19 protein-coding genes are annotated in these 19,552 nt (G+C 61.2%); 15 read left to right on the forward strand and 4 right to left on the reverse strand.

Annotated features, from left to right (window positions below):
- Window position 1: 1 nt before the first annotated feature.
- From CLM72_RS00655 to CLM72_RS00675, 5 genes are all read left to right on the forward strand, one after another.
- Window positions 2-874 carry a TauD/TfdA family dioxygenase gene (locus CLM72_RS00655; RefSeq protein ID WP_105225327.1) on the forward strand — a complete coding sequence of 291 codons (873 nt, stop codon included), beginning with the start codon at window positions 2-4 and terminating at the stop codon, window positions 872-874.
- A gap of 60 nt (window positions 875-934) precedes the next feature.
- Window positions 935-1,855, forward strand: coding sequence for a LysR family transcriptional regulator (locus CLM72_RS00660; RefSeq protein ID WP_105225328.1), 921 nt, complete (start codon window positions 935-937; stop codon window positions 1,853-1,855).
- Window positions 1,856-2,082: 227 nt separating this feature from the next.
- Window positions 2,083-3,618 (forward strand): MFS transporter, encoded by a 1,536-nt coding sequence (locus CLM72_RS00665; protein WP_105225329.1) that lies wholly within the window; start codon window positions 2,083-2,085, stop codon window positions 3,616-3,618.
- Between the two features lie 15 nt (window positions 3,619-3,633).
- Window positions 3,634-4,692: an HlyD family secretion protein gene (locus CLM72_RS00670; protein ID WP_105225330.1), complete on the forward strand. Its 1,059-nt coding sequence runs from the start codon at window positions 3,634-3,636 to the stop codon at window positions 4,690-4,692.
- Complete coding sequence (locus CLM72_RS00675; RefSeq protein ID WP_105225331.1) at window positions 4,689-6,131, forward strand: efflux transporter outer membrane subunit; 1,443 nt, start codon at window positions 4,689-4,691, stop codon at window positions 6,129-6,131. The genes CLM72_RS00670 and CLM72_RS00675 overlap by 4 nt, the downstream gene beginning before the upstream one ends.
- Window positions 6,132-6,168: 37 nt before the next feature.
- Here CLM72_RS00675 and CLM72_RS00680 read toward each other — a convergent pair whose 3' ends face one another.
- From CLM72_RS00680 to CLM72_RS00695, 4 genes are all read right to left on the reverse strand, one after another.
- Window positions 6,169-6,699, reverse strand: coding sequence for a HipA domain-containing protein (locus CLM72_RS00680; protein WP_256595261.1), 531 nt, complete (start codon window positions 6,697-6,699; stop codon window positions 6,169-6,171).
- A 62-nt stretch (window positions 6,700-6,761) separates the two neighbouring features.
- Window positions 6,762-7,121, reverse strand: a complete 360-nt coding sequence (locus CLM72_RS00685; protein WP_105225332.1) for a helix-turn-helix transcriptional regulator — start codon at window positions 7,119-7,121, stop codon at window positions 6,762-6,764.
- 104 nt (window positions 7,122-7,225) lie between these two features.
- Window positions 7,226-7,930 carry a DUF3142 domain-containing protein gene (locus tag CLM72_RS00690; protein ID WP_105225333.1) on the reverse strand — a complete coding sequence of 235 codons (705 nt, stop codon included), beginning with the start codon at window positions 7,928-7,930 and terminating at the stop codon, window positions 7,226-7,228.
- Window positions 7,927-10,089, reverse strand: coding sequence for an outer membrane assembly lipoprotein YfiO (locus CLM72_RS00695; RefSeq protein ID WP_105225334.1), 2,163 nt, complete (start codon window positions 10,087-10,089; stop codon window positions 7,927-7,929). Before CLM72_RS00695 ends, CLM72_RS00690 begins: the two co-directional genes overlap by 4 nt.
- A 193-nt stretch (window positions 10,090-10,282) precedes the next feature.
- Between CLM72_RS00695 and CLM72_RS00700 the strand changes: the two genes are divergently transcribed.
- From CLM72_RS00700 to CLM72_RS00745, 10 genes are all read left to right on the forward strand, one after another.
- Window positions 10,283-11,863, forward strand: a complete 1,581-nt coding sequence (locus CLM72_RS00700; RefSeq protein WP_105225335.1) for a glycosyltransferase family 39 protein — start codon at window positions 10,283-10,285, stop codon at window positions 11,861-11,863.
- A gap of 32 nt (window positions 11,864-11,895) precedes the next feature.
- On the forward strand, window positions 11,896-12,141 hold the full coding sequence (locus CLM72_RS00705; RefSeq protein ID WP_105225336.1) for a DUF2789 domain-containing protein: 246 nt from the start codon (window positions 11,896-11,898) through the stop codon (window positions 12,139-12,141).
- A gap of 207 nt (window positions 12,142-12,348) precedes the next feature.
- Window positions 12,349-13,023, forward strand: coding sequence for a hypothetical protein (locus CLM72_RS00710; RefSeq protein WP_105225337.1), 675 nt, complete (start codon window positions 12,349-12,351; stop codon window positions 13,021-13,023).
- A complete protein-coding gene (locus CLM72_RS00715) occupies window positions 13,020-13,436 on the forward strand; it encodes a hypothetical protein (RefSeq protein ID WP_105225338.1) in 417 nt (138 codons plus the stop codon). The genes CLM72_RS00710 and CLM72_RS00715 overlap by 4 nt, the downstream gene beginning before the upstream one ends.
- Window positions 13,437-13,731: 295 nt before the next feature.
- On the forward strand, window positions 13,732-14,151 hold the full coding sequence (locus CLM72_RS00720) for a MarR family winged helix-turn-helix transcriptional regulator (protein ID WP_105225339.1): 420 nt from the start codon (window positions 13,732-13,734) through the stop codon (window positions 14,149-14,151).
- On the forward strand, window positions 14,148-16,226 hold the full coding sequence (locus CLM72_RS00725; protein ID WP_105225340.1) for an FUSC family protein: 2,079 nt from the start codon (window positions 14,148-14,150) through the stop codon (window positions 16,224-16,226). Before CLM72_RS00720 ends, CLM72_RS00725 begins: the two co-directional genes overlap by 4 nt.
- Window positions 16,223-16,432 carry a DUF1656 domain-containing protein gene (locus CLM72_RS00730; protein WP_003187469.1) on the forward strand — a complete coding sequence of 70 codons (210 nt, stop codon included), beginning with the start codon at window positions 16,223-16,225 and terminating at the stop codon, window positions 16,430-16,432. Before CLM72_RS00725 ends, CLM72_RS00730 begins: the two co-directional genes overlap by 4 nt.
- Entirely contained in the window at window positions 16,429-17,319 is an 891-nt protein-coding gene (locus CLM72_RS00735) for an efflux RND transporter periplasmic adaptor subunit (protein ID WP_105225341.1), read from the forward strand. The genes CLM72_RS00730 and CLM72_RS00735 overlap by 4 nt, the downstream gene beginning before the upstream one ends.
- Window positions 17,316-18,758, forward strand: coding sequence for an efflux transporter outer membrane subunit (locus CLM72_RS00740; RefSeq protein WP_105225342.1), 1,443 nt, complete (start codon window positions 17,316-17,318; stop codon window positions 18,756-18,758). The genes CLM72_RS00735 and CLM72_RS00740 overlap by 4 nt, the downstream gene beginning before the upstream one ends.
- A gap of 81 nt (window positions 18,759-18,839) precedes the next feature.
- A complete protein-coding gene (locus tag CLM72_RS00745) occupies window positions 18,840-19,472 on the forward strand; it encodes a hypothetical protein (RefSeq protein WP_019819550.1) in 633 nt (210 codons plus the stop codon).
- Window positions 19,473-19,552 lie beyond the last annotated feature (80 nt).

Genomic DNA, 19,552 nt, shown 5'->3' on the forward strand with positions numbered 1-19,552 from the left:
AATGTCTGCCACCACCGTCCTCCAAACCTTCGACATCCGGCCTTTCCCTGGCAGCGTCGGCGCCGAGATCATCGGCCTGGACTTATCCCGCCCAGTCAACGACCAGGACTTCGCCCGCATCCATCGCGCACACCTGGACCACCACGTTATCGTGTTCCGCGACCAACGCATCACCCCCGAACAACAGATCGCCTTCAGCCGCCGTTTCGGCGTGTTGCAGATCCATGTGCTCAAGCAGTTCCTGTTGGCCAACCATCCCGAGATCCTGATCGTTTCCAACATCATCGAGAACGGCCAATCCATCGGCCTGGGGGATGCAGGCAAGTTCTGGCATTCGGACCTGTCATACAAAGAACTGCCCAGCCTGGGTTCGATGCTGCATGCCCAGGAGCTGCCATCTGAAGGCGGCGACACTCTGTTCGCCGATATGCACAAAGCCTGGGAGCAGTTGCCAAGCCACCTGCGCAACGCCATCGAAGGCCGCAGCGCCGCGCATTCCTACACGGCGCGCTACAGCGAGACCAAATTCGAAGGCAACTGGCGCCCAACCCTCACCCCGGAACAGCTCGCCCAGGTTGCCGAAGTGGTGCACCCCGTTGTGCGTACCCACCCGGAAAACGGCCGTAAGGCGCTGTTCGTCAGCGAGGGCTTCACCACCCGTATCGTCGGCTTGCCCGATGACGAAAGCCGTGACCTGCTGGCCCAGCTCTACGCCTACAGCGTGCTGCCGGAAAACATCTACCGCCACCAGTGGCAGCCCCACGACCTGGTGTTCTGGGACAACCGCTCGCTGATCCACCTGGCCGCCGGGTGCCCAAGCCACCTGCGGCGCAAATTGTTCCGCACCACCATTCAGGGGGACGCGCCTTTCTAACCCGATAAAGCCTGCTAGGATTGCGCCCAGTTCACTCCCAACGGACCACGAGTGCTTGGCATGCAACTACCAGACATGAACCTGCTGGTCGCCCTCGACGCGTTGCTCGACGAGGGCAGTGTGGTGGGCGCCGCGCGGCGGATGAACCTCAGCCCGGCCGCCATGAGCCGCACCCTCACGCGTATCCGTGAAGCGGTCGGAGACCCGATCCTGGTGCGTGCCGGCCGTGGCCTGGTGCCGACGCCCAAGGCGCTCGAGCTGCAAGGCCAGGTGCGCAATGTGGTGGAGCAGGCCGCGTTGCTGTTCCGTTCGGCGGACCAAGTCGATCTGAGCACCTTGCGCCGCCGCTTCAGCGTGCGCGCCAATGACTTTTTCATCGGCGTGTATGGCGGGCGACTGTTCGACACTATGGAGCGCGTGGCGCCGCTGTGCGAGCTGCGCTTTGTGCCCGAAGGCGACACTGACGATGAAGCCCTGCGCGAGGGGCGGTTGGACTTGCGGGTGAGCAACACCATGCCTGCCAGCCCGGAAGTGAAGGTGCAAAACCTGTTCTCCACCACCTTTGTCGGCCTGGCACGCCAGGACCACCCGCTGTTCGATGAAGAAATCACGGCGGCACGCTTTGCCAGCTATTCCCACATCAGCATCTCCCGGCGCGGCATCGCCCGTGGGCCCATCGATACCGCGTTGAATGCTCAAGGCCTGGAGCGCCGTGTGGCCATGATCGCCCCCGGCTTTCACGGTGCGATGTTCATGCTGCCCGATTCCGACCTGCTGCTGCCGGTACCCAAGGAAGCCCTCCTGAGCGCCAAGCGTCTGAACCTGCCACTGCGCGCGTTCGCCTTGCCGATTTCACTGCCCACCCTGGTCCTGGCCCAATCCTGGCACCCACGCTTCGACAAAGACCCGGCGCACAAATGGCTGCGCGAAACCATGCGCGAAAGCTGTCATGCCACCTGGCTAGAAGCCCAGCCGGTATAAAGCGAACGCGGATAAATGTGGGAGCTGGCTTGCCTGCGAAGGCGGCATGTCAGTCACTGAATCTCTTACTGAACTGGCGCTATCGCAGGCAAGCCAGCTCCCACAGGGTTCAGTGTTGATGTTCAAAGTTGCGTCCGACGCACTTATAACCTGCCAACAAGTAACTTTTTGTCATGAGAGTGCCTGATTAAACTGCTCGGGTATTTTTCATTCCGAGTTACCTTTTCATGACGTCCCTCGCTGCCCCCGCTATCCAGGCCGCAGCCAAACCTACGGCCCCGAGCCCACCCGTGTTCGGCCCGCGCATCATCATCGGCTTGCTCGGCGTGTTGCTGGCGGTGCTGGTCTCCGGTCTCAACGAGATGGTCACCAAGGTCGCTCTCGCCGATATTCGTGGTGCGCTGTACATCGGCTTTGACGAAGGCACGTGGTTGGTCGCCGCCTACACCGCCACCTCCGTGGCAGCCATGGCCTTCGCGCCGTGGTGTTCGGTGACGTTTTCCCTGCGTCGCTTCACCCTGTGCGCTATCGGTTTGTTCACCGTGCTGGGCATCCTCTGCCCGTTCGCGCCGAACTACGAAAGCCTGTTGCTGCTGCGTACCGTGCAAGGCCTGGCCGGTGGCGCGCTGCCGCCGATGCTGATGACCGTGGCGCTGCGTTTTTTGCCGGCCAACGTCAAGTTGTACGGGTTGGCCGGTTACGCACTGACCGCCACCTTCGGGCCCAGCCTGGGCACGCCGCTGGCGGCGTTGTGGACCGAATACGTCGGCTGGCAGTGGGCGTTCTGGCAGATCGTCGCGCCGTGCCTGCTGGCCATGGCGGCCGTGGCCTATGGCTTGCCACAAGACCCGCTGCGCCTGGAGCGCTTCAAGCAGTTCAACTGGCGTGGTTTGCTATTGGGCTTCCCGGCGATTTGCATGCTGGTGATCGGCCTGTTGCAGGGCAATCGCCTGGACTGGTTCGAATCGGGCCTGATTACCTTCCTGCTGTGTGGCGGCACATTGTTGCTGGTGCTGTTCATGCTCAACGAATGGTCACAACCGCTGCCCTTCTTCAACCTGCAGATGCTCGGCCTGCGCAACCTGGCCTTCGCCCTGATCGTGCTGGCCGGCGTGCTGATGGTGCTGACCTCGGTGATCATCATTCCGTCGAGTTTCCTCGCCCAGGTCCAGGGCTACCGGCCGCTGCAAACTGCGCCGGTGATGCTGCTGATGGCGCTGCCACAGTTGATTGCGCTGCCGCTGGTGGCGGCGCTGTGCAACCTGCGCTGGGTCGATTGCCGCTGGGTGCTGGGCATTGGCCTGAGCATGTTGGTGCTGTGCTGCATCGGCAGTTCTCACCTGACTTCGGCGTGGATTCGTGACGACTTTTACGGCTGGTACCTGCTGCAGATTTTCGGTCAGCCGATGGCCGTGTTGCCTCTGCTGATGCTGTCCACCGGCAGTATCCAACCCATCGAAGGGCCGTTTGCCTCGGCCTGGTTCAACACCGTCAAGGGCCTGGCCGCTGTGATCGCCACTGCGGTGCTGGATACATTGACCACCCAGCGCGGGCATTTCCATTCAACCATGTTGGTGGACCGCCTGGGCAATTCGCCCCTGGCCGACGCTGACGCGCCGGGCCTCGCCCACCGCTTGCACGAGCAGACCGTGGTGCTGACCTCTTCGGATCTTTACGTCGTCATGGCCGGTGTCGCGGTGGCGTTGATCCTGCTGATTTTCTGGATGCCCACGCGGATCTATCCGCCTCGCGCTCCGGCCTGACCACAAGGACTTTCCATGAAACGCAAAGACAAAATTGCCGTCTCCGTTATTGCTGTATTTGCTGTCGGCGTGTTGTTTTACCTGGTTGCGCCGGGCGTACTGGGCAGCAAGCACCAGACCACCAACGACGCCTTTGTCGCCGCCGACTTCACTCTGGTGGCGCCGCGGGTGGCAGGCTTCATCAAGGAAGTGCTGGTAGAGGACAACCAGCGCGTCAAGGCTGGCCAACTGTTGGCGCTGATCGACGACCGCGATTTTCGCGCCGCCGCCCAGGCCGCCGATGCCGACACCCTGGTCGCCCAGGCCCAGCTGAAAAACGCCAGCGCGACCCTGGAGCGCCAAAGCTCGGTGATCGCTCAGGCCCAGGCCACCGTGGCAGCAGATCGCGCAGAAGTGGCGTTTGCCGAGCATGAACTGAATCGCTACAACCACCTCGCTGGCGTCGGTGCGGGCACCGTGCAGAACGCCCAGCAAGCCAAGACGCGCATCGACCAGGCTACCGCGCGCCTGGCCAAATCCACCGCCGTGCTGGCCGCCGAACGCAAGCAGGTGGAAATCCTCACCGCCCAGCGCGACGCCGCCGAAGGTGGGCTCAAACGCGCCCAGGCCGCGCTGGAAATGGCCAGTTATCAGCTGTCTTACACGCGCATTGTCGCACCGGTGGATGGCATGGTCGGTGAGCGTGCGGTGCGGGTCGGCGCCTATGTGACACCGGGCAGCAAGATCCTCGCGGTGGTGCCACTGGCCGAAGCCTACGTGGTGGCCAATTTCCAAGAGACCCAACTGTCGCATATGCACGCGGGGCAAGCGGTGCAAGTCAGCGTCGACAGCCTTGACGGCGAACTGCTCAAAGGCCATCTGGAAAGCCTGGCGCCTGCCACCGGAGTGACCTTCGCCTCGGTCAAGCCCGACAACGCCACCGGCAACTTCACCAAGGTGGTGCAGCGTATTCCGGTGAAGATCGTCCTCGAACCGAACCAGCCACTGACCGAGCGTTTGCGCGTCGGCATGTCGGTGGAAGCCAGCGTCGACACCCGGCCGGTCGCGCAACAGCGTGAGGTGGCCCAGCAATGAAACACCTCGCCTGGCTCACCTTGAGCCTGATCAGCCTGAGTGCCTGCACGGTCGGTCCCGACTTCCAGCGGCCCGAGAGCCCGCAGATCAGTCAATGGAGCGAGCCCCAGGGCCGCCAGGCCGCCAGCCGCGCCACCAGCGACCCTTTGCAGGAGCGCTGGTGGGATGTGTTCCACGATGCGCAGCTCTCGGCCCTTACGCGTCGCGCCCTCAGCGATAACCTCGACCTGAAACTGGCCAGCAGCCGCCTGCAACAAAGCCGCGCTATCCGCCAGGTGACCACGGCCGAGCGCTACCCCAACGTTGATGTCGGCGGCGCTTACCAGCGTAAGCGCAACAGCGGCAAAGGCTTGAACGACCCTTCCGGCGAGAACGGCGGCTCTGCTTTCAACCAATGGGACATGGGCTTTTCGGCCGCCTGGGAGCTGGACTTCTGGGGCCGGGTCAAGCGTGAAACCGAGGCCGCCGACGCCACGCTGGAAGTCGCCGAAAACGACCGTCGCGCCGTGTTGTTGTCGGTACTGGCCGAGACCGCCCAGGACTACATCCAACTGCGCGGCGTACAAAATACCCGCGCCGTGACCGAGCAAAACCTCGACGTCGCTCGCCACAGCCTCAAGCTCTCGCAACTGCGTCTGGCCGACGGCGTCGCGACCGATTTGGACGTGGCCGAAGCCGCCGCCCAGGTCGCGGCTATTGAAGCGCGCCTGCCGGATCTGCAGCAGCGTCAGGACCAGTTGATCAACGCCCTGAGCCTGCTGATGGGCGAGCCACCCCAGGCGCTGTACGCGCAGCTGTCCAAAGACGCTCCCGTGCCGCAAACCCAGCGCCAGGTGGCGATCGGCCTACCATCGGAACTCGCCGAACGCCGGCCCGACATCCGCCAGGCCGAAGCGCGCCTGCACGCAGCCACGGCCAGCATCGGCGTGGCCAAGGGCGACTTTTACCCACGTATCACCCTGTCTGGCAGCCTGGGTTCCCAAGCCATGCAACTCTCGGATTTCGGCTCCTGGGGTTCCCGTGCCTTTGCCTTCGGCCCGCAATTGAGCCTGCCGCTGTTCAACGGCGGGCGCCTGCAAGGCATGGTGGATTTACGCGAAGCCCAGCAACAGGAAGCGGCGCTGGCCTACCAGCAAACCGTGCTGCGTGCCTGGCATGAAATCGACGACCAACTGACCCGCTACAACGCCAGCCAACTGCGCCGCGACAGCCTCGCGGAAGCTGTGCGCCAGAACCAAATTGCGCTGACCACCGCCCAACACCAGTACGTCGAAGGCGTGGCGGATTTCGTCAACGTACTCACCGTGCAGAGTGCGTTGTTGGCGACTCAGGAGCAGTGGGTAGAGAGCTCCACCGGCGTGTCATTGGCTATGGTCGGCTTGTACAAGGCGCTGGGAGGCGGGTGGGAGTCGGTGTATCCGTTGCAAGTCGCTCAGTAATGAGGGTGCGCTTTGTTGCAGCCCGAGATTCTTGATCCTAAGTGAGGTCTGCTGCAAACCGGGTACACACATTGGAAAGCATGCGTACCTCGGCACCGCTACAGCCTGCCGCTTCGAAAAAGCCGGAGGCTTCTCGCACCACAGCATAAATATCAGTGACGATGGATCTTGCTTCATCCATTCCCAACCCAAAGCGGTCGGGGGTACTGAGCAAATTGCTGATCGACGATACCCTGCCCTCATTCCCGATGATAAGTGCCTGCAAGCCTAGCTGAGTCGGGTGGGGCAACACGTCAAATACTGGCGCAAGGGAGTAGCCCGAGGCGCTGGTCAGCAGCAGCCCGGTTTGTTTCAGGTGGTCGTCGCTATTGCCGATGAGCACATTGAAGGCCATGCGCTTGTAAAGCTCACGCATATCAAACGTTGCATCGTCGCTGACCTTCTTCAAAACGTCTGCGATCCTGTAATAGGAAACGGCACTTTCAACCGCGTCGACGCGGGTCAATCGCAAATGCGTCGGGCCGCGCGAGCCAACCGTTGGCGTAGCGAAAAACGAATCCATTCCCATGCATCGCCACCTCGCCAACAGGGACCGGGTCACCGACTAAGTGAGCTGAAAAAACAAAGGCATTACCAATCGGCTTCCAGGACATCGGGTTCTCCTTCAGTGCGAATTCGCTCAGGCTCTCGGGCGAGGCTCATGGTAATACCAACCTGGTCAAGTTCTGGTGACGCAATGCTCGCCATACCTTCTTCCAAGTCCATCGCGCTCAGCACATTCATCAGCACGCCGAGGGATACGCCGGCCTCGCCCTGCCTCAGCCGCTGATACGTCTGCCGCGTAATGCCCGCGCGGCTGCATATGGTGGAGATTTTCAACCGGCGACGAATGCGGGCTATTTCGATACCGTTCCCGATACCTCTCATTACCTCAGCGCTTCTCTCTGAGATGTACCCTTTGTGCGGGTAGGGCTTCGCTGTTTCTTGCATGATATATCACTCTTTAAAGCAATAAAGGTAACTTATATCATCCAAGCCTCTAAGGCCACCTGCAAAAAACCGGCTCGAGGCCGGTTTTTTGCAGGGTTGGAAGATCAAAGGTTTTGCAAAAACACCACATACCCCCGAAACCACTCATTGCCCCGCAGATACCCCGGCTCTTGCCACTCCCCGCCCTGAATCAAGCCAATCTTGAACGGCACCCCCAGCCGATTCATCCGCGGCAAATACGCCGCGTAATCCGGGATGCTGTGACGCCCTTGATAGGTCTGCACCACCACTTCATCCACCACGCCTTTGAGCTGGGCGATGGCGGCCGGGTCGGCGTTGCTGCTCCAGTCCATCAGGCCGGTGATGCTCAACCGCAGGTCGGCAGGCAGGCGCTGGCGCAGGTCGCGCAGGAAGTCGGCGTATTCGTGCAGGTATTGGGTGCGGGCATCGAAATCGATCTGGATACCGACCACCGGGTTGCCGGCGTCTCGCCAGCGTTGCACCTGGCCCAGCACCTGGGTGTAGACCCGTTCCGGCCAGCGCAGGGTGTGGGCGCGGTACACCACCCAGACGTGGCCTTGAGTAATGCGCGGCACGCTCATGCCCTGGGCGATCAGTTGTACACCGCGCTGGGGTGCGCGGCGCGTGGCGTTAATCTGGCCTTGCAGGATGTACAGGGTTTTTGCCTGCTTGATGACCGGCTGGGGCGTGACGCCACTCCACAGCCAGAAGGCGTCGTAGTCGCCTGCGTCAACGGCGCCAAAAGCCGGACTTGCCAGCAACAGCAAGCCTAGCCACAGCGATTTCACCAGTAGTACTGCAGCGATTTGCCCCACTGGGTATCGGCAAAACCGCTCTTGAGTTGGCGGAACCAAGCTTTGCGCACCGCTGGCGCAACGTCTTCGCCGCCGCAGCTGTTGTAGCCGGCCGGCGCGTAGCAGTTGATGGCGCGGAACAACGCATAGGCCTTGTCGGTTTTCGGCGCCTTGGCGTTGGCGATCACTTGTTTGTAGCCGTCCAGGCGCGAGAAGGTTTCACCCTTGAAGTCCGAGGCGGTACTGCCCAGGCTGCCGGCGGCGCGGGGTTGTTCCAACGGCATGCCGTCCAGGCCGTTGCGCAGGATGAATTCCCCGAAGCAGTTCAACGCATGCGGGTTTTTGGCCTCGTTCTGCAAGGTCGCCGCGGTTTGCGCGATGCTTGGGCACGCGTACCCAGATTCGGCCTTGTCGCCGTTCCATTGGAACAGCTTCAAGGTCTGGCCGCTGGTATAGGTGTAGCCCAGGCTGGTGCCGAGTTTGTCGTCAGAGAGCGAGGCCTGCTTGAGGTCATCGGCGAAGGTGGCGTACTGGCCGCGCAGCAGGTCTTTGTAGAGGAGCACGAATTGCGCGCTCTGGCGCTCGATCGGGTCGCTGGCGTTGGCGATCTGCTGGCGTAGCAGGTCGGGGCCGGCGACGTTGCGCAGCAGGATGTAGCGCACTTGCTTGGCGCTGATCGGTGAGTCGGCGGCGAACACCTTGGCCAGTTGGCCGCTGCGCTCGTAGTTCATGGCCAATGCCAGCTCCAACTGGTCACGTTGCAGCGGTTGCTTGGCCAGCGGCAGCAGTTGCAGCCACAGGGCTTCGGCGCCTTTCCAGTCCTGCTTGGCCTCCAGGGCGAGGGCGCGCAGGGTCTGTTGGCTGAAGGCGAAGTAATCCAGGCTCGATGGTACATCCGCAGGCAGGTGCTTCAAGGCCGTGTCGGGTTGGTGCTCGACGTACAGGGCATAGCTGGCTTGCAGGAAGTCAAACAGCGCCGGCTCAGTGGCGAAGGTGCTCTTTTGCTTATCCAGGTCTTCGCGGCTCAACAGCGGCGGGGTGTGGGCGCGCATCGCCATCAGGTCGCTGACCACTTGCAGCATCGGGCTGTTCGCCGCTTGGTTGCCGACCATCAGCAACTTGAGGTCGGCCTCTTCCACCAACTCATCGACGCTGACATTACGCTGGGCGTCGGTGGCCTCGGTAAATTGCCAGGTGAAGTCTTCGGCAAGCTTGGCGTCGTCGTTCGCCAGCCAATGCACACGGCGCAAGAGCCCGCGGGCGGAGGCGACGTAATCGCCCTGTGGGTAAGTTTTCAGGTAACCGAGAAAGCCTTGCTCGGCATCGCTCAGGGCCGACTTATCCACATGCTCGCGTTGCGGCATGCCGTATTCATCGAAGGCTTCGGCCTGGGCCTGATTCAGCGACGTACGCGCAGTCATGTACAGTGCCGTTTCCTTCAGCCACGGCACATCGCTGGTGGCGGCGGCGGCGAACCCGCGCTCGGCGTAATCGAAGCGCCCGCTGTAGAAATCGCCGGCGGCCTGCAAGTAGGTGCGAAACAACTGGGCGTTGGCCGAGGGGGTCAACTGCGCGTCCACGACCTGGCGGCTCCAGTCACAGGTGGTCAGCAGCTGCAGGCGTGCTTTTACCAACACATCGCGCTCGGCGGGCGGCATCTGGGCTTTGATCACCTGGCTGATAAACGCCGCGGCGCTGTCATCGTCATTGCTGCGGCAACGGCTGCCTTCGCCATTCAGGAAGGCCTGGCCTGCGGTCTTGTACTCCTCGCGCTTGATGCCCAGGGGCTGGAGCAGCGTGTCGAGTTCGGCTGTGCGTGAATCGTCAGCCTTGTTGTCAGGCTCCTCATTCGTGGCCGGAGCCGGCACCAGGCGGTACACCGGAAACGGCACCGGGCCGAACCCTTGCGCCAAATCGTCTTCGCCTAAGGCATTGGGGGCCAGGGGCGCGGCTTTTTTGTCGGCCAGCAACAGGCGCAGGTTCACCCGGCTGTCGTTGCCAGGGCTGAGAAACGGCTGGTTGCTGCACGGCTCGTAGCTGTCACGCGACACCCGCCAGTCGGGGTAGCACGAGTCGTCAGAACTGGCCTGGGCCGGTAGGGAAAACCCGGCCAGCAGGGCCAGGGCCAGAGGTGACAGCAAACCGATGCGCATAACGTTTCCTTGATCCTGAGTCCTTGGAGAAGGGGCAATAATAGCCTGATCCGACGCGTGCTTCGGTGAAGGCCTACACAAATTGCGGATTTGTCCGATTCCAGCGGCGAGGCCAGGGCTTTTGGCCTAGAGTGGCGGTGTTTGCGCATGCGCAGTGTTTGTCCTGTAAGAGGGCAGTAGTAGCGGAGTCGATATGCGTCGGTCTGTGGTAGAGCAACACGAAAAAGTCGGGGCATTGCCTGCCTTTCATCGCTTGAGCTGGGAAGGTGCCGGCTGGCTCAGCCGCCTGTGGTGGGTGCCGATCCTGGCGCTGGCCATGGCCCTGCGGTTTTACCACCTCACCTCGGCGGCGATCTGGGGCGACGAAGGCTCCAGCCTGTTGCTCAGCGAATACGCCCTGGCCGACCTGTGGTTTCACGCGGCCCATGATGTGCACCCGCCGCTGTACTTCTTGCTGCTGCGCGGTTGGATCGAGGTGTTCGGCGACAGCATCGGCTCAATTCGCAGCCTGAGTGCGATCCCCGGCGTGGCCGTCGTGGGCCTGGGCATCTGGCTGACACGGCAACTGTCCACCCGACGCGCAGCCGTGCTGGCGGGGATCCTGCTGGTTCTACTGCCCACTGCGGTGCGCTACAGCCAGGAAGTGCGTATGTATTCGCTGCTCGGCGTGTGGCTGCTGGGCGCCACGCTGGCACTGGTGTACTGGGTGAGGCAGCCCGAACGCGCGCGCTATTTGGCTGTGTATGTGCTGCTGATGAGCGCCGGGTTCTATACCCACTACTTCACTGCGCTGTGCGTGCTGGTGCATTGGGCGTACCTGGGGTTGCAGGCGCCGGGTCAGCGCTTGATCACGCGACCTGCGTGGTGGGTCGCCAACGTGGCGATAGTGTTGCTGTATCTACCCTGGCTGCCCAACCTGCTGGGTTTGGTGCAGCACGTCGAACAGCTCAAAGTCGGCGGCGACATTGGTTGGGAAGAGCCGGTCAATCTGCTGTCGCTACCGTCGATGGTGTGGCAGTTCCTGCTGCAGGATGACGGTCTCGGCCTGTGGCCGCCGCTGTTCTGGCTGTTACCCCTGCTGCTGGCCGTGGTGGTTGTATCGACGGCCTGGCGCAATAACGCGGCGCGCTTGCCGGCACTGTTTTGCCTGCTACCGCTGCTGCTGGTCTATGGCGTGTCCTTTATCTCGCCCGTGTTTATCGAGCGCTACCTCACGGTGTATGCGTTAGGCCTGCCGATAGTCCTGGCGCTTGCCATCGACCGTTTGCCGCCCCGTTTGTCCTGGCTGGGCGTGGCGTTGTTCGCACTGTTTGTTGGCGTAGAACTGTTGGGGCTAAAGAACAACTTCGAAGTGGATGAGCACGACCAGTTCAACGTGCCGGTGGAGTTCGTCAATCGCAACTACCAGGAAGGCGACCGCATCGTCCTCAGTGACATGATGTGGTACCTCAGCTACGTGTATTACGACCAGACCGACGCGCAACTTCAGCTCTACACACCGCCCAAGCCCGACGGCACTGCCACTCGCCCGAACGCCTATGGTTTCGGCACACTGGTGGACCAGGACGGTGGCCGCATCTATCTGGACCGCCTCTCAGCACTGCCTGCTCAAACGCGGCGGGTATGGTTGATCAGCAGCAACGAAGCCCCAGATGAATTCGCGCCACTGCCCAACGGCTGGCGCGAACTCAGTCGCCAGGACGGCGGTGGCGCCAGGGCGCGGTTGTTCGTGCTATGCAACGCACCGGCGCCGCAACCTGAAGGCTGCCGCTAGACTCACTTGAACCTACTTATGAGGAGCCTTTCATGGAATCGCCACTGCACAGCTTGCCGGCTTTGTTCAAACAGCTTGGCCTGCCGGACGACCCGGTCAGTATTGAGCAATTTGTCGCCTCTCATTCGCCGCTCAAGCCGGAGTTGAAACTGGCGGATGCGTTTTTTTGGACGGATAGCCAGAGGGCATTTTTGCGTGAGGAGATTCTCGACGATGCGGATTGGGCGGTGGTGGTGGATGAGTTGAATCTGATCTTGCGGGGTGGACGAGGGGTGTAAAAAAATAGCTGCCACGCTGTAACTTGAAAAAATCTGGTGAGGGTTGAAAAAATTTGGTTTTGATCGCGCAAATTATTTTTTTTCTGAAAAAGCCCGCTATACGAAAAATATGCGAAACGTCCTATTTTTCATGGGGAAACGGACTATAGCCGCCGCAGACGATTTTTCTTATCAAAGGGATATCTCCTATTGATGAGTGGGTACGACATGCAAAAGCTGATTCCGCGCGGAAAACTACGGAGTTTTGACCCTTCGACGATTGAACTCATAAGCCCTTTTTCTGCGACGTCAATTGTTGAATTTCATCTTCCATTTACTTCTGGTTTGCTTGGGTTGTCTGAGCTTATTAAAGAGTGTGATGTAGGTTTGAACTCGTGTGTAACTTGGAAAGGCCGAAAAGCGATACTTGACAAGATTAATGGCGGAGAGTGGTTGCTTGTTTCAGAACGGACGGGGGCTTTGAATGACTTGTATGCACAGCGATGTATTCCAAGTGGGTTCTCTTCTGGCCGGTTTGTTAGCGAGGAGGAGGTAGGGCCGGGAAAATGGGCTTTTTTCAGCGTTGACTATGACGGAGTGAAGAACACCGCGATTATAGCCGCCAATCGCTTAGGATCTATGGGTGACCAAGGTCGAGTATTTGGTTCTGACGGCAAAGATTTAGCAAACACGGCCAGAACACTTATTCAGCAATGGGTGCCACTGAATGATTTCGAAGAGCACCGCATCGCCGACTCTGCCATACGTCGATATGGTGAGCTTCGGTACACTCCGCAACGGTTTCTGGAGGGCGAGGACAAGTGGCAGATTGGCGGGAAATCGTGGCACTGGCAGCCAGTCACGCCAGATGAGGCGTATGAAAAAAAGGAGGGGGCAAAATGAGCCATCGCAGAATTTGGCTATTTTGGGGAGCGATGGATGCGATTTATCTCATTTGGTATTCATCCAATAGTTTCTTAAACAATAGAATTCCGTATCTGAGTGATGTGATAAGTGCCTCAGATGTTTTGCGAGAGCACAGTGATGTGCAAATTGTCATGTTTATGGGGGCGTTGGTTTTACAGGCCTCAATTTTTGCATCCTGTGCCATGTTTTTTCTTCAGAAAAAATCAGTCATGTGGCTTGCCTTTTTCCAAACCCCCTTACGTCTTGTGCTCATTATCCCCTCCGTTTCGCTCCTGTTGATTGGCGCTCGAGTTTTCCCGCATTACAACGTACTGGCAATGGCTGGATTGATCGGTGCGTCGGAGATTTTAAAAGTCTGGAGCGTGTGGCGATGGAGCAAAAAATGCTGACGCTGACCTAATGTGGGAGCGGGCTTGCCCGCGAAGGCGGTGTGTCAGTCACTGAATACTCAACTGAACCACCGCTTTCGCAGGCAAGCCAGCTCCCACATTTTGTTTGTCGTATGGCGAATATCGCGATTTGCTGATGCCCACCCTCAAACCCGCTTTACTCAAGCCACATTCCACCACTCATCTGCGAAATTGTTTCAAAACTTGACGGCACACTCTTCCTTCGCCATATTGATAGTTAGCAAACTAACTGTATGCGAACTATCCAGTGCCTCAATCCCTCGAACAACTCCAGATGAGCCTCAGCAGCAGCATGGTGGTGGGCGCCCGTAATTGGCGCAAAATCTGCCAGACCACGCTGGTGGGCTATGGCATCTCCGAAGCCTGCGCCGTGCCGTTGTTGATGATCGGTCGCTTGGGCGACGGTGTGCACCAGGTCAAGGTCGCCCAGGCCTCCGGTATGGAAAGCCCATCACTGGTGCGCCTGCTCGACCGGCTGTGCGGTGACGGTTACGTCTGCCGCACCGAAGACATCCACGACCGCCGCGCCAAGGCCCTGAGCCTCACCGAGCGTGGCCGTGAGCTGGTGCAGGCGGTGGAGGCGCAACTGGTGCGCCTGCGCAAGGACGTGTTGGCGGATATCGCCCCCGACGATCTGCAAGCGGCACTGCGTGTATTGCGCGCCTTCGAAGCGGCCGAGGCTGTGTCGCCTTGAACGGATTTTTTACCGGCTTCCCGCCTGCCCGCGACTGGTTCTACGGGGTGCGTACCTTCGCCGCGTCGATGATCGCGCTGTATATCGCCATGCTCATGCAAATGCCGCGTCCGTACTGGGCGATGGCCACGGTGTATATCGTCTCCAGCCCGTTTGTCGGCCCTACCAGTTCCAAAGCCCTGTACCGTGCCATCGGCACCTTGATGGGCGCGGCGGCGGCGGTGCTGTTTGTGCCGATGTTCGTGCAGTCACCCTACATTCTGGTGGTGGTGATTGCGTTGTGGACCGGCACCTTGCTGTTTCTGTCCATGCACCTGCGCACCGCCAATAACTACGCCCTGATGCTGGCCGGCTACACCTTGCCGCTGATTGCCTTGCCGGTGGTGGATAACCCCCTGGCAGTCTGGGATGTGGCGGAGGCGCGTACCGAAGAAATCTTCCTCGGCATCGCAGTCGCAGCGGTGGTGGGCGCGATGTTCTGGCCTCGGCGCCTGATGCCGGTGTTCGATGGCTCGGTGGCCAAGTGGTTCAGCGACGCGCAGGTCTATAGCCAGCGCTTTCTCAGCCGCAAGGTCGACCCGCAAGAAGTCAGCAACCTGCGCGGCGGCATGGTCGCCACCTTCAACACCCTTGAATTGATGATCGGCCAGTTGCCCCACGAAGGTGCGCGCCCGCAGACGGTGCGCAACACCAAGGAACTGCGCGGGCGCATGATTCACCTGCTACCAGTGATCGACGCTTTGGACGATGCGGTGTACGCCATTGAGCACCGTGCGCCGGAGTTTCTCGATCAGCTCACGCCGTTGCTGGAAGAAGCCAGCGCCTGGCTGCAAAGCACCACCGAAGCCGCGCCACTGGAAAGCTGGCGCCTGCTGCGCGACAAGATCGACGCCGCGCAACCCCAAGGCGAAGCGCTGGATGACCGTCATACGTTGCTGTTCTCCAACGCGCTGTACCGCCTGGGCGAATGGGTCGACCTGTGGCAAGACTGCCGCAGCCTGCAAGCCGCCATCCAATGCGAAAGCCAGGACACCTGGCGCGCTGTTTACCGGCACTGGCGCCTGGGCCGGCTCACGCCGTTCCTCGACCGTGGGCTGATGCTCTACTCAGCGTTCTCCACCGTCACCGCAATCATTGTCGCCTCGGTGCTGTGGATTCTGCTGGGCTGGACCGATGGCGGCAGCGCCGTGATCCTTGCCGCCGTCGCCTGCAGCTTCTTCGCCTCGATGGACGATCCGGCGCCGCAGATCTACCGGTTCTTTTTCTGGACCGCCATGTCGGTACTGTTCGCCAGCCTGTATCTGTTTCTGGTGCTGCCCAACCTGCATGACTTCCCCATGCTGGTGCTGGCCTTCGCCGTGCCGTTTATCTGCGTCGGCACTCTCACGGTACAGCCACGCTTCTACCTGGGCATGTTGCTGACGCTGGTGAACACCTCGTCGTTCATCAGCATCCAGGGCGCCTATGACGCGGACTTTCTCAACTTCGCCAACGTCAACCTGGCCGGGCCCGTTGGCCTGCTGTTCGCGTTCGTGTGGACCTTGATCGCGCGACCCTTCGGCGCTGAATTGGCGGCCAAGCGCCTCACCCGTTTCAGCTGGCGCGACATCGTCAGCCTCACCGAGCCCGCCACCCTGGCCGAACACCGGCACATGGCCGTACAAATGCTCGACCGCCTGATGCAACACCTGCCGCGTCTGGCCCTCACCGGCCAGGACACCGGCATCGCCCTGCGCGACCTGCGCGTGGCGCTGAACCTGCTCGACCTGCTTGCCTACTCGCCACGCATCCTCGGTGTGCCACGGGTGTTGCTCAACCAAGTGGTGGAAGGCGTGGGCGGTTACTTCAAGGCCTGCCTCAAGGCGGGTGAACGCTTGCCCGCGCCTAGCGGTCTGCTGATGACCCTGGACCGCACGCGCCGCGCCCTCAACGGTCAGGGCCTGCAAGACGAAGACGACACCCGCCTGCATCTGCTGCACGCCTTGGCCGGCCTGCGCCTGGCGCTGTTGCCCGGTGTGGAGTTCATTGGCGGTACAGAGATGGAAGCGCCGTTACCTGATGGAGCGCCTTTATGATCGGTGACCTGGATATCAGCGGGGTGTTCCTGCCCACGCTGCTGGTGCTGATGGGCATTACTTATGTGTTGTTTCTGGTGGTGCACGGGCTGTTGACGCGCATGCACTTCTATCGCCTGGTCTGGCACCGGGCATTGTTCAATGTGGGGCTCTACGCGCTGTTGCTGGGCGCGGTGGACTCACTCAGTCGATATTTGATGACATGAAAAACCCTTTTTTGACTATCGGCCGTGTCGTCCTGACGTTGTTGATCGTGAGTTTCGCGGTCGTCGTTGTGTGGCGCATGGTCATGTACTACATGTTTGCGCCCTGGACCCGTGATGGCCACATCCGTGCCGACATCGTGCAGATCGCCCCGGACGTGTCCGGGCTGATCCAGCGCGTGGACGTGCGCGACAACCAGTTGGTGACCAAGGGCCAGGTGCTCTTCGCCGTCGACCAGGACCGCTTCAAGCTGGCCCTGCGCCAAGCCCAGGCCGCCGTGGCCGACCGCCAGGAAACCCTGGCCCAGGCCCAGCGCGAGTACAAGCGTAACCGTGGCCTTGGCAACCTGGTGCCCAGCGAGCAACTGGAAGAGAGCCAGTCCCGCGTCGCCCGCGCCCAATCGGCACTGGCCGAAGCGCAAGTGACGGTGGACTCCGCCCAACTCAACCTCGACCGCTCGGTGATCCGCAGCCCTGTGGACGGCTACGTCAACGACCGCGCACCGCGTACCCAGGAGTTCGTCACCGCCGGGCGCCCGGTGCTGTCAGTGGTGGACAGCAACTCCTTCCACATCGACGGTTACTTCGAAGAAACCAAGCTCGACGGCATCCACGTGGGCATGGGCGTGGATATCCGTGTGATCGGCGACAACGCGCGCCTGCATGGCCACGTGCAGAGCATCGTCGCCGGTATCGAAGACCGCGACCGCAGCAGCGGCTCCAACCTGTTGCCCAACGTCAACCCGGCGTTCAGCTGGGTGCGCCTGGCCCAGCGGATCCCCGTGCGCATTGCCTTCGATGACGTGCCGGCGGACTTTCGCATGATCGCCGGGCGCACGGCGACGGTGTCGATCATTGACGACAAAGTTAAAGACGGGGACAAACCATGAAGCGGCTTCTGGCAACCGCTTCCCTGGGGTTGTTGCTGTCGGCCTGCCAAGTTGTAGGCCCGGATTACAAACTGCCGGAACAGGCCGCAGTCAACCGTGGCGACCTGCAAAGGCCGATCATGGGTGAAGGCAAAAACGTGGTGTCGGCACCGGTGCCAGCGGATTGGTGGAAGCTGTACAAAGACCCGCGCCTGGACGAACTGGTACGCCAGGCCATGGCCTCCAACACCGACCTGCGCGTGGCCGCCGCCAACCTGCAGCGCTCCCGTTATCAGGTGCAGCAGGCCGAATCCGCTGGCGGCTGGAGTGCCGGCGTCAAGGCCGAGGCCCAGCGTTTACAGGAATCTGGCGAGGCCTTCTTGCTGCCGGACAAAGTCCCGGTAGGCAATATCGGTAGCGTCGGGATTACCACGTCCTATCAATTCGACCTCTTCGGCACCTTGCAGCGCGGCATCGAAAGCGCCCAGGCCAGCGCCGATGCCACCCAGGCCGCGGCGGATATCGCCCGCATCACCCTGGTGGCCGATGTGGTGCGCTCCTATACCCAGGTGTGCGCGGCCAACGAAGAACTGGCGATTGCCAACGAGTCCCTCGACCTGCAAGCCCAGAGCACCAAACTGACCCAGCGCCTGCGAGATGCCGGGCGTGGCGATGAGACCCAGGTGACTCGTTCGCAAACCCAATACAAATCCCTGCGCGCCGACATACCGCGCTATGAAGCTTCGCGTCAGGCGGCGCTGTTCCGGCTGTCGATGTTGCTGGCCAAACCTGTCGACCAACTGCCAGCCGGCACGGGCACCTGCGCCGAGCTGCCACATATTGCTCAACTGCTGCCGGTAGGCGATGGCGCCACGCTGCTCAAGCGCCGCCCGGACGTGCGCCAGGCCGAACGCCAATTGGCTGCCGCCACGGCACGCATCGGCGTAGCCACCGGCGCGCTGTACCCGGATATCAGCATCGGCGCCACGGTCGGCACCGTCGGCTTGCTGGAAAACCTCGGCACGCCTGCCACCAACCGCTGGGGCTTTGGCCCGATGATCAGCTGGACTGTACCGACCAACGGCGCTCGTGCCCGCGTGCATGAAGCTGAAGCTGCGACCCAGGGCGCCCTGGCCCACTTCGACGGCGTGGTGCTCAACGCCATCCGCGAAACCCAGACCGGCCTGGCCCAATACACCGCCGTGTTGCAACGCCGCGACGCCCTTGCCGACGCCGAACAGTCGGCGCGAGAAGCCGCCGGCCAGACCCATCGCTTCTTCCAGGCCGGCCGCGAATCCTTCCTGGCGGACTTGCAGGCCACGCGCACCTACACCGACATGCGTGCGCAATTGGCGGCCGCCAACACCCAGGTTGCCATGAGCCAGATCGATCTGTTCCTGGCCCTGGGCGGCGGTTGGGAAAGCGGACGAACGCAAGGGGAAAAACCCGGCAAACCGTGAGGTGATTGCTATGCTTTCTTGGGTGAGGCCCGCTGGTGCCTCACCCGACAAAGCTCGCGTTTGCTCATGGGGATTCCAAGAATGAAAAACCCTTATGCTCCCGCTTTCTGGTGCGTGCTCTTCGCACTGGTTTTGTTATCGGCCGCGTATTTTTATGGCGTCATGCTCGCCCATCAACTCGACAAGGCCATGGTGTTCCTCGACAGCGCCTGCCTGGTGATCGGCACCTTGTCCATCGGCGTGGTGGCCTGGGCGTCGTATCAAAACCAGCGGGTGAAGAAAAAACTCCTCGAACAGGGCAAGACCCGCGTGGCGATCTGGGACACCAAGGTCGCCCTGCGCCGTGTCGAAACCGTGTTCGATCGCTATTTCTGGGGCAGTTACTGGCAGCCGGGGCGCACGTTCCAGGAAGTCATGGGCGACCTCACCGGCACGCCGCTGGAAAAAAGCCTCGAAGTCCTGAAAAAACAATGTGTGCTGCTGGATCGGCAAGTTGCTGACGGTAGGCATTGGCTGGATAACGCGCGGGAATTGTCCGACGTGGCCACGCAAATGGCCCGGGAGCGCTACCAGCTGGACTTTTGCGACCCCAAGGCCGACACCCCCGGCAATGCCGTGATACATCGCGAGTTCGAGGTGCTGGTGTACACCTGGACCGCACGCTTGAAGAGTTTTGATCACCAATTGGATGAAGTCGAGCAGGAGTACTCCTGAACTCCTGCTGAACTGATCCCTCTGAAAGGCTGGGCCGTTTACGCCTGCCAGTGCTAATCTTCCCCCGTTTCGGCGGGCTT

Source organism: Pseudomonas sp. MYb193 (assembly GCF_002966775.1).
GTDB lineage: Bacteria > Pseudomonadota > Gammaproteobacteria > Pseudomonadales > Pseudomonadaceae > Aquipseudomonas > Aquipseudomonas paracarnis.

Coding starts and splice junctions, on each gene's coding strand:
- CLM72_RS00660 (WP_105225328.1), top strand. CDS start 935: ATGCAACTACCAGACATGAACCTGCTGGTCGCCCTCGACGCGTTGCTC.
- CLM72_RS00715 (WP_105225338.1), top strand. CDS start 13,020: ATGAGCCATCGCAGAATTTGGCTATTTTGGGGAGCGATGGATGCGATT.
- CLM72_RS00675 (WP_105225331.1), top strand. CDS start 4,689: ATGAAACACCTCGCCTGGCTCACCTTGAGCCTGATCAGCCTGAGTGCC.
- CLM72_RS00680 (WP_256595261.1), bottom strand. CDS start 6,699: ATGGGAATGGATTCGTTTTTCGCTACGCCAACGGTTGGCTCGCGCGGC.
- CLM72_RS00745 (WP_019819550.1), top strand. CDS start 18,840: ATGAAAAACCCTTATGCTCCCGCTTTCTGGTGCGTGCTCTTCGCACTG.
- CLM72_RS00720 (WP_105225339.1), top strand. CDS start 13,732: ATGAGCCTCAGCAGCAGCATGGTGGTGGGCGCCCGTAATTGGCGCAAA.
- CLM72_RS00685 (WP_105225332.1), bottom strand. CDS start 7,121: ATGCAAGAAACAGCGAAGCCCTACCCGCACAAAGGGTACATCTCAGAG.
- CLM72_RS00700 (WP_105225335.1), top strand. CDS start 10,283: ATGCGTCGGTCTGTGGTAGAGCAACACGAAAAAGTCGGGGCATTGCCT.
- CLM72_RS00670 (WP_105225330.1), top strand. CDS start 3,634: ATGAAACGCAAAGACAAAATTGCCGTCTCCGTTATTGCTGTATTTGCT.
- CLM72_RS00655 (WP_105225327.1), top strand. CDS start 2: ATGTCTGCCACCACCGTCCTCCAAACCTTCGACATCCGGCCTTTCCCT.
- CLM72_RS00735 (WP_105225341.1), top strand. CDS start 16,429: ATGAAAAACCCTTTTTTGACTATCGGCCGTGTCGTCCTGACGTTGTTG.
- CLM72_RS00705 (WP_105225336.1), top strand. CDS start 11,896: ATGGAATCGCCACTGCACAGCTTGCCGGCTTTGTTCAAACAGCTTGGC.
- CLM72_RS00710 (WP_105225337.1), top strand. CDS start 12,349: ATGCAAAAGCTGATTCCGCGCGGAAAACTACGGAGTTTTGACCCTTCG.
- CLM72_RS00695 (WP_105225334.1), bottom strand. CDS start 10,089: ATGCGCATCGGTTTGCTGTCACCTCTGGCCCTGGCCCTGCTGGCCGGG.
- CLM72_RS00730 (WP_003187469.1), top strand. CDS start 16,223: ATGATCGGTGACCTGGATATCAGCGGGGTGTTCCTGCCCACGCTGCTG.
- CLM72_RS00740 (WP_105225342.1), top strand. CDS start 17,316: ATGAAGCGGCTTCTGGCAACCGCTTCCCTGGGGTTGTTGCTGTCGGCC.
- CLM72_RS00665 (WP_105225329.1), top strand. CDS start 2,083: ATGACGTCCCTCGCTGCCCCCGCTATCCAGGCCGCAGCCAAACCTACG.